Annotated in this window: 10 protein-coding genes; 7 read left to right on the plus strand and 3 right to left on the minus strand. The window is 50.0% G+C overall.

Annotation, left to right across the window (positions count from 1 at the left end):
- Window positions 1-31: 31 nt before the first annotated feature.
- Genes ASF12_RS10045 through ASF12_RS10055 form a run of 3 tightly spaced genes read left to right on the plus strand, consistent with a single transcriptional unit; the run spans window position 32 to window position 3,651 of the window.
- Window positions 32-1,054 (plus strand): NAD(P)-dependent alcohol dehydrogenase, encoded by a 1,023-nt coding sequence (locus tag ASF12_RS10045; RefSeq protein WP_327204912.1) that lies wholly within the window; start codon window positions 32-34, stop codon window positions 1,052-1,054.
- Window positions 1,055-1,106: 52 nt separating this feature from the next.
- Complete coding sequence (locus tag ASF12_RS10050) at window positions 1,107-2,906, plus strand: sensor histidine kinase (protein WP_155973003.1); 1,800 nt, start codon at window positions 1,107-1,109, stop codon at window positions 2,904-2,906.
- The gene (locus tag ASF12_RS10055) at window positions 2,881-3,651 is read left to right on the plus strand and encodes a response regulator transcription factor (protein WP_056033454.1); all 771 of its coding nucleotides are present in this window, start codon (window positions 2,881-2,883) and stop codon (window positions 3,649-3,651) included. The genes ASF12_RS10050 and ASF12_RS10055 overlap by 26 nt, the downstream gene beginning before the upstream one ends.
- A 67-nt stretch (window positions 3,652-3,718) precedes the next feature.
- On the opposite strand, the gene ASF12_RS10060 is transcribed toward ASF12_RS10055, so the two are convergent.
- From ASF12_RS10060 to ASF12_RS10070, 3 genes are all read right to left on the minus strand, one after another.
- Window positions 3,719-4,573 (minus strand): alpha/beta fold hydrolase, encoded by an 855-nt coding sequence (locus tag ASF12_RS10060; protein ID WP_056033457.1) that lies wholly within the window; start codon window positions 4,571-4,573, stop codon window positions 3,719-3,721.
- Window positions 4,574-4,864: 291 nt separating this feature from the next.
- Complete coding sequence (locus ASF12_RS10065; protein ID WP_056033460.1) at window positions 4,865-5,485, minus strand: TetR/AcrR family transcriptional regulator; 621 nt, start codon at window positions 5,483-5,485, stop codon at window positions 4,865-4,867.
- A 172-nt stretch (window positions 5,486-5,657) separates the two neighbouring features.
- Complete coding sequence (locus ASF12_RS10070) at window positions 5,658-7,121, minus strand: DHA2 family efflux MFS transporter permease subunit (protein ID WP_056033463.1); 1,464 nt, start codon at window positions 7,119-7,121, stop codon at window positions 5,658-5,660.
- A gap of 285 nt (window positions 7,122-7,406) precedes the next feature.
- Here ASF12_RS10070 and ASF12_RS10075 point away from each other — a divergent pair, with 285 nt between their 5' ends.
- The 4 genes from ASF12_RS10075 to ASF12_RS10090 are packed head-to-tail and all read left to right on the plus strand — an operon-like array spanning window position 7,407 to window position 12,576.
- On the plus strand, window positions 7,407-8,297 hold the full coding sequence (locus ASF12_RS10075) for a carbohydrate ABC transporter permease (RefSeq protein ID WP_056033465.1): 891 nt from the start codon (window positions 7,407-7,409) through the stop codon (window positions 8,295-8,297).
- Window positions 8,298-8,312: 15 nt separating this feature from the next.
- Entirely contained in the window at window positions 8,313-9,149 is an 837-nt protein-coding gene (locus tag ASF12_RS10080; protein WP_056033467.1) for a carbohydrate ABC transporter permease, read from the plus strand.
- A 32-nt stretch (window positions 9,150-9,181) separates the two neighbouring features.
- Entirely contained in the window at window positions 9,182-10,954 is a 1,773-nt protein-coding gene (locus tag ASF12_RS10085; RefSeq protein WP_056033470.1) for a sensor histidine kinase, read from the plus strand.
- Entirely contained in the window at window positions 10,951-12,576 is a 1,626-nt protein-coding gene (locus ASF12_RS10090; protein WP_056033472.1) for a helix-turn-helix domain-containing protein, read from the plus strand. Before ASF12_RS10085 ends, ASF12_RS10090 begins: the two co-directional genes overlap by 4 nt.
- The last annotated feature ends 55 nt before the right edge of the window (window positions 12,577-12,631 follow it).

Raw genomic sequence — 12,631 nt, forward strand, 5'->3', positions numbered from 1 at the left:
GATGAGCATAAACGTAATGGATGCAGCCGTAATGAACAAACCGCTGGATATCGAGATTCAAAAAGTACCCGTTCCGACGCCGAAAGACGATGAGGCGCTCGTCAAAGTATATTGCATTGGCGTATGCGGCTCGGACGTTCATTATTATGAGCACGGAAGAATTGGCCGCTACGTCGTAGAAAAACCGATTATTCTCGGCCATGAGCTGGCTGGCGAGGTCGTTGCTGTCGGCGCACGCGTATCCAATGTCGCGATTGGCGACCGGGTAGCGGTAGAGCCGGGCGTAGCCTGCGGACGCTGTGAATATTGCAAGTCGGGCCGTTACAATTTGTGCCCGGACGTTGTGTTCATGGCAACGCCGCCGGTTGACGGCGCATGGGCTGAGTATGTAGCGGTACGCAGCGATTTCCTATTCAAGCTGCCGGGTGAAATCAGCTTTGAGCAGGGCGCGCTTCTGGAACCGTTGTCGGTAGGCCTTCACGCGATGAATCGCGCAAAGGTTACTCCGGCAGACCGTCTGCTCGTAACCGGGCTTGGCCCGATCGGCCTGCTTGCCATTCAGGCAGCAAAGGTATTTGGCGTAAGTGAAATTTATGCGACGGACGTTGTGCCCTTCCGCCAGGAGCTGGCGAAGGAAATGGGCGTTACGGCGATTATTGATCCGATGAAAGAGGATGTGCAGGCGCGCATTGCTGAATTGACCGGCGGAAAAGGCGTTACCGTTATCGTTGAGACATCGGGGAACGGACGGGCGATCGCCGATGCGGTTCGCACCGTCAAGCGCGGCGGACGCATTGTGCTTGTCGGTATGCCGGCAGCCTCCGAAATTCCGGTTGATGTGAACGCGATCATCGATGCTGAGGTAGATGTGCTCGGATTGTTCCGTTATGCGAACACCTACCCGGGCGCCATTCAAGCACTCAGCCAGTCCAGCGTGGACATCGAGAAGGTCATTACCCATAAATATGCGCTGCGGGATACGAAGGAAGCGGTAGAAATGGCCCGCACGCAGAAGGACACGAGTATAAAAATCATGATCTATCCTAATAAATAATCGTATGCGGACAAAGCCTATCCTTTCATGAACTTTCGAGAGGATAGGTTTTGTGCAAGTTTTACTGGAGGAAGACAAAGTGGGCTATTTCAAAAAAATAGGGCTGGATCAGACGAGAGGCCAAATTTTTGTCAGCTTTATTTTGACCATGTCCATTGTCCTGCTCATTACGGTAAGCAGCCTCTATGTGCTGCTGTCCAAGGTGCAGCGGGAAAATGCGGCACTGTACATTGACGAGATTGCGCTGCAAGCAAGCGGGAGGCTGGAATCGCAGCTTAACGAGGTTAACGTTCTGACGCTGCAGCTCGCCATGGATGACCGGATACAAGAAGCGCTCGGCCTCGAGAAGCAGGGGCACTTGGCGGTTTATGACGAACGAATGAAGCTGAGGAGGCTGCTCATCGAGAAGACGGCCTACTCAGATACGATAAAGGATATTGAGCTTTACAGCTTGTCTCGCAGCCTCTACCCCATCGTGGAGAAGAGCATCGGAGAACGGGTAGAGGAGCGTTATTTAAAGCAGGCGGATGAAATTCATCAGGCCGGAGCCATTATATGGATCGGACGTGATCCGGACAATCCGGAATATTTGCTGGCTGTCAGGCAGGTCAAGCTGGAGAAAGAGAAATATGCGAAGGGCGGCTATTTGCTCATTCGGCTTAAGCCTTCGATTATTGAGCTGGCCACTACGGACAAGGCGAAGGATAAAGGCCGGGTGATGCGTCTTCTTGACGAGAACAATAACAGCATGAACGTGGGGGAAGACAGCGGCCTGCTTCTGTCTGTCGGCGCACTTGAAGGGGAGAGCGGCGATTATGTAACGGTAGAGCGGGCGATACGGTCGACAGGCTGGAAGCTGCAAATTATGATTCCCAAGCAAACGCTGACCGCCGACATTTACTTTTTGCGTGATGTGCTGCTGTGGGCGAGCGTGCTGAGCATTTTCGTATTTGCCCTGCTGTCTTATTATTTGTCCAAGTTTATTACCTCGCCGATCCGAAGCCTGACGCGCATCATTCAGGGCGGCAAGCACGGCAGTCCGCGGGAAAATCCCGACCAGTATTTCAACCGCGAGGTTAATCAGCTGAATATGACGTATAACCAGATGGTTAAGCAGATTAATTATTTGATTAAATCCGTATACGAGATTGAAATTGTGAAGAGCAAAAGTGAAATTAAAGCGCTTCATTCCCAAATCAATCCGCATTTTCTATTCAATACGCTCGATTCGCTCTACTGGGATCATATCCGCAAAGGAGAGCAGGAGCTGGCGCAAACCGTCATTCAGCTGGCCGATTTGTTCCGGTATACGATTCATTCAAGCACCCAGGACGGATTTGTCACCATCGATGAGGAGCTGGAGCAGGTCAAGCGGTATGGCGATATTATGAAAATGCGCTGGCGCGACAGGCTCGCCATTGAAATCGACTGCGAGCAGCAGCTCGGCAGCGTGCGAATTCCCAAGCTCGCGATTCAGCCGCTGGTTGAAAATGCTATTGTGCATGGCATAGAGCCTATGGAGCATGGCGGCACGATCAAGCTGCGCGTAAGGGAGGAAGCGGGCGTCATTTCCTTTACGGTGCACGATAATGGCATTGGCATAGACCCGGACCAGCTGCATCAAATAAGAGAACGCTTACAGAATGATTTGAGCATTGCCTTTGTTACGGGCAAAAACGGGATCGGCCTGTTCAATGTATGCAAGCTGATCCAGCTTCATTACGGCAAGCAATACGGCTTAACCATTGACAGCGCGCCGGGCGCCGGGACGACGATCGTATTGAAAATTCCGCTAAAGCCCGAGCCGGAGAGGGGAGCTTCTGACGATGAATCACAGCATATTGGTCGTTGATGATGAATACAACTCGCGCATGGGGGTGGCCTTCACTCTGGAGCAGTGGGGGGAGGACAAGGTGCAGGTCGATATGGCTGACAATGGAAAGCAGGCGATCCGTCTGCTTCGGGAGAAGCCGTATGATCTGCTCATAACTGATATTCGGATGCCGATCATGACGGGCATCGAGCTGCTTGAGGCGCTGCGCGGCGAGCAGAATGGCATAAATACGATTTTGCTCACTGGCTTTGCAGAATTTGAGTATGCCCAGAAAGGGCTGAAGCTTGGCGCCGTCGATTATTTGCTGAAGCCGATTCGGCAGGAGCAGCTCATTCAGGCGGTCGGAAAAGCGTTTCAATCCAAGTCGGAGGAAGCGGCAAACGGGCTTTCCTATGGCGTGCCATCGACCAATGCTTATATTCTTAGTGCCGTTAAGTATATCCATGAAAGTATCGGCATGCCTTTGTCCATCAAGGAGGTCGCCCAGCATGTCCATCTGAATCCGAGCTATCTCAGCGTGTTATTCAAGGAGGAGACGGGCGTAAGCTTCAGTGACTATGTCATCCGGCTGCGGATGAAGCGGGCCAAGGAGCTGCTTTATCATTCTCCGCTCAGCCTGGATGGCATTTCAGAGCAAATCGGCCTGCAGACGGCGAGCTATTTTATTCGGATTTTCAAAAAATATGAAGGCATTACGCCGAAGCAGTACCGAGAGCAGCTTAAGCTGATGGCAGCTCACGGGAGCCAAGGGCCGATGTCTTAGCTTCTAAAAGCTGCCAAAACAGCCCTCATCCATCTTAATTCACCTATCTCAAGGAGGAAGAGGGCTGTTATTGATTTTCAGCTAAAAAGGCAATCTGCTTACGATCAAATTCGGCAGCGTGCTTGCCTATCCAGATCAGGTGGCCCCATGCATCCAGCATAAAAGCTTCAGAATGTACAATATGGGCTTCGGCATACTCAGCATGGCTGGGAGCAACGCAGCGATCATTTTTGCTATGCATAATTAGTGTAGGAGCTTTAATGGAACGTAACTCTCTCGTATAATCTTTCTGGGTGTGCTCGAGATCAATAAGAAAGCCTTTATATGAACGCTGTCTGTTGTTCATTTCGCGAAATAATTCTACAGCAAGATTATCCAGCCTGGCATACGCCTCAGCTGGTGTTAGGGTGGAAAAGGAAGAAAGCAGCATCCTAAACGTGAGCCGCGGCAGAAGATTATTCATCCTAGCTAGGATGAGCCAAGTTCCTTTTTCCACCCCGGGTTTGAAAATCAGCCTTCCAATGCGATAGGCTGTATCGTTTGAAGAGAGCCAGGGCTTGGTGATTGCACATTGCAAGGTCAGGCTTGCCCCTCGTTTAGGAAATTGCGCACAAAAAAGGATGCCTGTCGGCCCACCCGCTGAAACTGCAATAACATGTGCTTTTGCAATATGCAGGTGATCCAGCAGAGCCAAGTATAGCTCACAGGCTTCCTGCAGCTCGGCAACAGGGGAGGTCTGACTATAGCCTGCTCGGGAGGGGGTGATAATGGAAAACCCTGAAGCGACAAGGTTCTGGTAGCCGAACTCTTCATAGCAGTTGGAGTGCCCGCCATGAAAAAGCAGCAGCGGCGATCCTTCGCCCACAATGGAGTATTCAAGCACATATTCACCTACTTGTATGGTGCTCACTTGGCGATCCATGATGTCCCATCCTTCCCATCTGCTGCTCGTAATTTGTAACCGTGCACACGGATTTTTTCGCAGCACAGGATATCTCCTCTATTATTAAAAGTAATGCCCTGCCCAGCCGTTTTTCATGTAGAGCTTCGGCGGCCTTTAACGGAACAAGTACATAAAATACAATAAGCTCATATAAACCATCTTATATAACAGAAAGAGGGTGTCCACGGTCATTTAGGCCGATAGGACACCCTCTTATTTGATAATAAGGATATACGTACATTTCTTAGCTGGGCTGACTGAAGGAGCAAATCAATTGCCGTCCTTGCCCGCCTCTGGCGCTTCTATAAACATTGGCTCAATAAAAGTCGCTCTATATTGCTCAGAAATAAATTCCTTACTGTAGCCCTGTTCTGCGAAATGGGCCATCAGCTCTGGTGAAAATGAGGAAATGAGCAGGGATGCGGCGATGGTTGGCAAAATTTGCGGTCGCAGCTGCCCTGCTGCTGCGGCTTCCTCCAACAGTCCGCTGACCGTCGCATGCATGAAGGTATATGGCTCAGCTAGGAACCAGTCTTGGTTGTTCTTCTCTTCGGCGCAAATAGCGGAAAGAATAGGACGTATATATTCACGCAGCTCAAGAGAAAAGAACAGCAGGCTTTGTATAAAGGCCGAAAGGCGTATGACGACGGGCTGCGCGGCTTTTTCCGTTAGGTCCCGCATCGTATTCGCCATGAACTGCTCGAATTGGCTATCCAAAACGGACATGCACAGCGCGCCCTTGTTTGGAAAACGCCGATAAAGCGTGCCCTGACCGATGCCTGCCTTTTTCGCAATTTGGTGCATATTGACCGCTTCAACGCCATGCTCGTTAAAAAGCTGGCGGGCCTTCTCGATAATATCCCGGCCCACCTCATCCATTTCAAAATTCAACTAGCTTTCACTTCCTTTATGCTCACTGCGAAGCCGCTCCGAGGGAGCAACACAAAACCGACTTTCTAGGAAAAATGCTTCGGAGGGGAATAACAAAAAAACGAAAAGGCCCGTTTTTTTGTTATTCCTGGGTCGTAAATTAAAACTGAAAACCCCAGTTTTAATTTACTCCCTAAGCCGCTCTTTTCTCCTCCACATCAGGTGCTTTGGTGCGCCGGATGAACAAGCCAAGCCCAAAGGCGATGAAGGCAATAATAAGCCCAACCAGAAACGCGCTGTGCATGCCGGATACGAAGCCTTTGACCTGCTCAAGCGGAGAGCCCGGATCAGTGGAGCTTTCCAAATATTTTTTTGTGCCGGATGACATAATGCTGATGAATAAAGCAGTACCGATTGCGCCGGCAACCTGCTGCAAAGTATTCAAAATTGCTGTGCCATGCGGGTACAGCTTGCGCGGCAGCTGATTGAGCGCTGTCGTCTGCGCAGGCATCATCACCATGGAAACGCCGATTAGCAGCACAACATGGATAAAGATAATATAACCTATACTTGTCAGCTCGTCGATGCCGTTAAACATCCATACCGCTGCCGCTGTAATAGCGAGCCCCGGAATGACGAGCACCCGTGGTCCAAACTTGTCGAACAGCACGCCGGAAACCGGAGCCATCAGGCCGTTGATAATACCGCCCGGAAGCAAAATAAGTCCGGCAGCCAGAGCGGTTTTGCCAAGCGCGTTTTGCAGGAAAAGCGGCAGCAAAATCATCGTGGAAAACAGCGTCATCATCATCACCAGCATGAGCAAGGCGACAAGGCTGAACATCGGATATTTAAAGGCGCGCAAATCCAGCAGCGGCTGGCTCGACATGAGCTGCTTCACAATGAACAGCAGCAAGGCGATTGCGCCGACGACGATAGACCAAATGACGATGGAACTGCCCCAGCCATCCTCACCTGCTTTACTAAAGCCGTAAATCAGACCGCCAAAGCCGATGGATGACAATAAAATCGATACCAGGTCAACCTTTGGACGAGTGATATCCGAAACATTTTTCAAATAAACCGCCGCAAACACAATGGAGAAAACGGCGAGCGGAATAACTAAGAAAAACAACCAGCGCCAATTGAAGGATTCAATAATAAGCCCCGACAGCGTCGGACCGATAGCTGGCGCGCTCATAATAACGAGGCCGATCATGCCCATGGCGCCGCCACGTTTTTCCGGCGGGAAAATAACCAAAATCGTATTCATCATGACCGGAAGCATTAAGCCGGTGCCAAGCGCCTGAATGACGCGGCCGACAAGCAGCATCGGGAAGACGGTTGCCGTGCCGCAGACGACGGTTCCGACAAGAAATAAAATCATCGCCGACAAAAACATTTGCCGGGTGGTAAACCATTGCTGAAGCAGTGCCGTAATCGGAACCAAAATGCCGACTACGAGCAAATATGCCGTCGACAACCATTGAATAGTCGCGTAGCTAATATCAAACTCCTTCATTAAATCGGGGAAAGCAATATTAAGCAGGGTTTCGTTCAGTATTGCGACAAATGCGCCTATAATAAGTGCCGCTACAATAGGTCCTCTTTTTATTCCACTCAAATCCTTGGGTGCTGTATCTAGACTTCCTGTGTTCAAAATCGTTCCTCCTCATGCCTTTCGTTTGTGTGCCAATGCTGCTAACGCTCTAAAATCAGTATGTCCCCGCTCCCGCTGGTTCACTCAGCCTCCATTCAGGCAGCCTATGCCGCTCCTTACTTGCGGACAATTGTCCGCACTGCTGAAAACCATTTTAGCGGACAATTGTCCGCAAGTCAACAACGACAATAGTCGTTTCGTCCCCCCAGCATCATTGATTGCCCCATCCCCTATGAAAGGCGGCATCCTATACAATGAAGCTACAAAAGAAGGGGAGATGAAGGCATGCATAAAAATCGAATCGGGGCGTATTTGTTCAGCTTTCCAAGCTTTTTTCTAACCATGGCGCTCGGCATTTATCCGGTTGTATGGGCGCTTCGATATATGTTTTTTGATTATCAAGGGTTTGGGACACCGAAGTTTATCGGACTTGAGAACTTTGCGCGAGTGGGAAGGGATGCTGAATTTTGGCACTCCGTTCTGAATACTTTCATCTATGCGGGTGGAAAATTAATTATTACGCTGCCGCTATCGCTCATATTGGCGGTTATATTGAATCGGAAGCTGCGGGGACGGCATGCGTTTCGGGCGATTTTTTTCCTGCCAACGATTTTCAGCGCCTCTGTCATGTCCATCGTTTTCTATATTGTGTTTAACTCCTACAACGGCATTATTAATCAGTATTTAATGAAGCTGAACATCGTATCCGCTCCAGTGGACTGGCTGGGCGCTGCACATGCCATGACGACGATCGTCATTATTGCGGTGTGGGGAGCAGTCGGCAACTATATGCTGCTATTTATCGCCGGTCTTCAGAACATTCCAGAGGATGTGTATGAAGCGGCATCGCTGGATGGCGTAAACCCGTTGCAGCGGATGTGGTACATTACGATTCCAATGCTCGGTCCTGTTTTGCAAATGATTATTATGCTTGCGATTACAACGTCGCTTAAAGGCTACGAGAGCATTATGGTATTGACGGAGGGCGGTCCTTTCGGCAAAACCGAGGTTATGTATTTATACCTGTACAAACTGTTCTTCCCGCTGACGACGTCTGGCACGTCCGTGCAAAATATTGGCTACGGCAGCGCGGTCGGCTTTACAACGGCTGTTATTGTCGGTATCGTCACATGGCTGTATTTCTGGATGTCCAAAAAGCTTAATAACGTTTATTAAAAAGGGGGAACGATCATGACCATTCGCAAAATAGTACTTCGTACACCAGTTTGGCTGCTGCTCCTTGTTACGGCAGCACTGATGCTTTTTCCAATCGTAATCGCGTTATTCGGCTCCCTCAAGACGAACCTGGAGCTGACAACCGGAGCGACGTTTCTTCCTTCCTCCTGGCAGTTTAAAAACTATTTGCAGGCGTGGAATCAAGCTGATTTCTCCGCTTATACCTTCAATAGCTTATATGTAGCTGTGTTCGCTACGGTTGGCACTTTGCTCATATCTTCCATGGCTGCTTATGCGGTCGATCGCGTTGCTTTCAGAGGAAAGAAACTGTTTATTCTGCTTCAATCCTTCACTCTTTTTATTTCCATCGGTGCGGTTGTGCTGCGTCCACAATTTGATCTAATGGTATCCATTGGTTTGCAGAAATCGCTGTGGGGCGTCATAATTATTCTAATTAGTGCGCATGCGACTGCCTTTTTTATGGTAATCGGCTTTTTCCGCGGCATTCCGCGGGAGCTGGATGAAGCGGCGCTCATTGATGGCTGTAATTTCTACACCACCTTCTGGCTCATTATTTTACCGCTCCTGCGCCCAGCGCTGGCTGTCGTATCGCTATTCACCTTCCGTAATGCATGGAATGAATATATATTGCCGCTCGTCTTTTCCCTTTCGCGTCCTGATCTACAAACCTTGCCCGTGGGACTTGCGAACTTGCGCTACGGGGCGGGAGCCGCAGTTGAAAATCAACTGATGCTCGCCGGCGCATGCATTTCGATTTTCCCTATGCTCATCGTATATATTTTCGCTAACCGTTCATTTATGCAAGTTACGGCTGGCTCGGTTAAAGGCTAACAAACTCCATATGCATTGAGGCGATGAACAGCATGAAACGTATATTTCGAAAAATGTCGCTAAAAAGACGTCTGTGGGTTTCGTTCGTATTATTGACCGTCGTTTGTATATCCGTCACGGGAACTTATGTTTCCGTGTTTTTTTCTCGTGAAATGGAATCTCAGGCAACGAAGACGAGCCAGGATACGCTCAATAAGTCGGCGAGGGTGCTCGATGAGCGCCTGAAAAATATCGTTGTGCTTGTCTCCACCCTCATGATGGGCGAGCCCTTCCAGCGCACGCTGAAAGATGTGCAGTCGAGCAGCAAGAAGGAATATTATAATCGGCTGTCTGAGCTGCAAACGCCTTTTGCCCAGCTCATGCTGGCTGAGCAGTCGATTGACTCGGTGCTGGTGCATACGCCAATCGGGGATTTTTATCCGACGGGAAATCGGCGCAGCCCGAAAAGCGATTTTGAGAGCACGATTATTAATCAGAAAATAACGGAAACGCAGGAAAAATGGAGCAAGCTATGGGTGCCGGGACATGCCGATGAGCTGTTCAGCCGGAAAAGCTCCGTTATTACCTTAATTATTAAACCGTTTTTTGATATCCAGCTGCCGGGTGTGTATGTCATTGTCAACATCCGTGAGGATCACCTGCTGGATTTGATTCAGGCGGATATGCAGAGCGCCAGCCTCAGTCAGCTTGTGGTTGACCGTACGGGGAAAAACGTTCTTGCTTCCACTGAGGGCATGCCGCAAAGCAATCAGCAAATTTATGAGCGTGTCGGTTCCAGCGCAAGAGGGAACTTCGAATATACAAGCCAGAGCGGAGACGCTTATCTGCTCAATTACGCGGCGCTAGGGATGAATCCCGACTGGATATTGCTTGGCTATCAGTCCAAGTCAGAGCTGCTGAAGCCTGTTCAGCGCATGAACTGGACGATTCTGACGATTATGGGCGGCTGCGTCTTGCTTGCGCTGGTTATGTCCAGCATGCTGTCGGAGCTGCTGCTTAAGCCGCTGTTCAAACTGCGCAATCTTATGGTGAAGGTGGAGCAGAATAAGCTGGACGTCAGGTTCGAGAGCGTATTTGAGGATGAAATCAGCCAGGTCGGCCACAAGTTCAACCGGATGCTGGAGCAAATCGGCGAATTAATCGAAGAGGTGAAAGCATCCGAGCAGGACAAGCGCAAATCAGAAATCAAAGCGCTGCAGGCGCAAATTGATCCCCATTTTTTATACAACACGTTGAATACGATTTATTGGAAAAGCGAGATGGAGGAGCAGCAGGCGGTCAGCGGCATGATCGTTTCGCTATCGCTGCTTTTCCGGCTGGGCCTGAACAATGGCCGGGAAATTACGACGCTGCGGCAGGAGCTGGAGCATGTGGCGCAATATTTGAGTTTGCAGCAAATGTGCTATCCGGATTTGTTTAGGTACAGCATACAGACGGTCGATGAGAAGCTGCTGGATACGCCCGTGCTCAAAATTTTGCTGCAGCCGCTAGTGGAAAATTCGATTTTGCACGGTTTTCAGGAGCTGCCTCATGAAGGGGTTATCCGCATTGAGGTGGAAGCCGATGCTGCCAAGAGCTTGCTCATGCTAACCGTTACAGACAATGGTACTGGGATGGAGGCCGAGCGTGTGGAGAAAATGCTGAACGGTCCGGAAGTGGAGCGGACGAGCTACGCACTGGCAAACGTACGTACAAGGCTGTCCCTGTATTACGGATATAAAGCTTCCATGGAGCTTGAAAGCGAGCCTGGCGTGCAGACTTCTGTTAAGCTAATTATTCCCATTCAAGAGGTGATAAGCGAATGAGCGAAATTACGATGTGCATTATAGACGATGTAAAGACGGTCATCGATGGCATAGTGGCCAAAATCCCTTGGGGGGAGCATGGCATCAAAATTGTAGGAACGGCCGCTAATGGCAATGATGGCTTGCAGCTTATTAAAGAGAAGCATCCGCATATTGTGCTGACCGACATTCGGATGCCGATGCGCAGCGGCATTGATATGGTCCGTGAGATGAAGGAAAGCGGAGAACCGGAGGCTAAGGTTATTTTTTTCAGCGGCTTTACCGATTTCACCTATGCTCAGGAATCCGTTCGGCTTGGGGCATTCGATTATTTGGTCAAGCCGTTTACGACGCAGCAAATTGTCGAGGTCGTGCTGCGCGCTAAAGCGAAGATTGAAACGCAGCGCCTGGAGCAGCTGGACCGGATGACGCTGGAGCGCAAAGTAAGGGAAAGCCTGCCTTATTTGCGCCAGGAGTATTTTCGGCTGCTGATCCGGCATGATGAGCTGCCCGAGCGGGCCTATGACAAATGGGAGTTTCTCAGCATCGATATGGATACCCGACGTTTCGTTGCAATGTCTGTGCAGATTGAGGGGCTAATGGACGAGCATTCCCCGCTGTCCGTGCGGGAAGTGGAGCTAACCCGCTTCGCTGTGCAAAACATTATGGAGGAAACGATTAAAAAACAGGCGAAAGGTGTCGTTTTTCGGGAGCATCTGGGCCAATTTGTCATATTGCTGAATCCGAATGAGGAAGAGGAAATGCTGGCGCTGGCAGAGGCGTGCCGGGACAATGTGAATCGCTATGCCAAGCGGGACATTTCCATTGGCGTCGGAAGCTGCGTGGAAGGAATCAGCGAAATCGCCCTTTCCTATAATCAGGCGAAAACAGCGCTCAGCTATCAGTTTTATTCCGGCAGCGGCTGTGTTATTTCGTATAGCGATATTGAACGGCAAAATCATATTTCCCCGCATTATTCCGCAGACAAGGAAGTGGAGCTGCTTTATTGCTTGCGCTCAGGCAACCGGGAAGGGACGGAGAAGCTGCTGGTGAGCATTGCCGAGGAATGCCTGCGTTATCCGACGCCGCCTGATCCCGATGTGATGACGAATTTGTTTTATGGACTGGCCTTCTCCATTTACCGTGTCATAGCGGAGAAGGCGGATAGCAAGCAGCGCATGTGGCTTGATGAACGGCTGAGCGTCATTAAGAAAGGCCGGTATTCATCCACCTCCGAGCTGATTAAAGATGTGAAGGAATTAGGACTGACTGGCTGCGACTGGCTCCAGAAGCGCCAGAAAAACAATGTCGGCCAGCTCATCCATCAAGCTATGAATTATGTGGGCGGACGGCTCGGCACCGATTTGACGGTACAGGAATGCGCGAATGTCGTGCATCTGAGCCCGAGCTATTTTTCAAATTTGTTTAAAAAAGAGACTGGGATGACGTTTATGCAATACGTCACTTCTGCACGGATGGACAAGGCGAAGGAGCTGCTGCTGGAAGGCATGCAGGTGCAGGATATTACGTATGAGCTAGGTTATCGGGATCGTCCATATTTCACCGAGCTGTTCAAAAAACATACGGGGCTGACACCTACGGAATTCCGCAGCAAATATGAAAGCTCGGAGCCGGAAGCGTAATCATAGTGATTTTGCCCTCCCAGAATCGTGTTTTTGTCCTTCATGGGCAAGAGTG

It is taken from the genome of Paenibacillus sp. Leaf72 (genome assembly GCF_001422685.1).
Taxonomy (GTDB): Bacteria; Bacillota; Bacilli; order Paenibacillales; family Paenibacillaceae; genus Pristimantibacillus.

Bases quoted from the DNA above. Each gene is read 5' to 3' on its own strand.
- ASF12_RS10075 (WP_056033465.1), top strand. From the start codon at position 7,407: ATGCATAAAAATCGAATCGGGGCGTATTTGTTCAGCTTTCCAAGCTTT.
- ASF12_RS10085 (WP_056033470.1), top strand. From the start codon at position 9,182: ATGAAACGTATATTTCGAAAAATGTCGCTAAAAAGACGTCTGTGGGTT.
- ASF12_RS10090 (WP_056033472.1), top strand. From the start codon at position 10,951: ATGAGCGAAATTACGATGTGCATTATAGACGATGTAAAGACGGTCATC.
- ASF12_RS10080 (WP_056033467.1), top strand. From the start codon at position 8,313: ATGACCATTCGCAAAATAGTACTTCGTACACCAGTTTGGCTGCTGCTC.
- ASF12_RS10045 (WP_327204912.1), top strand. From the start codon at position 32: ATGAACAAACCGCTGGATATCGAGATTCAAAAAGTACCCGTTCCGACG.
- ASF12_RS10055 (WP_056033454.1), top strand. From the start codon at position 2,881: ATGAATCACAGCATATTGGTCGTTGATGATGAATACAACTCGCGCATG.
- ASF12_RS10060 (WP_056033457.1), bottom strand. From the start codon at position 4,573: ATGGATCGCCAAGTGAGCACCATACAAGTAGGTGAATATGTGCTTGAA.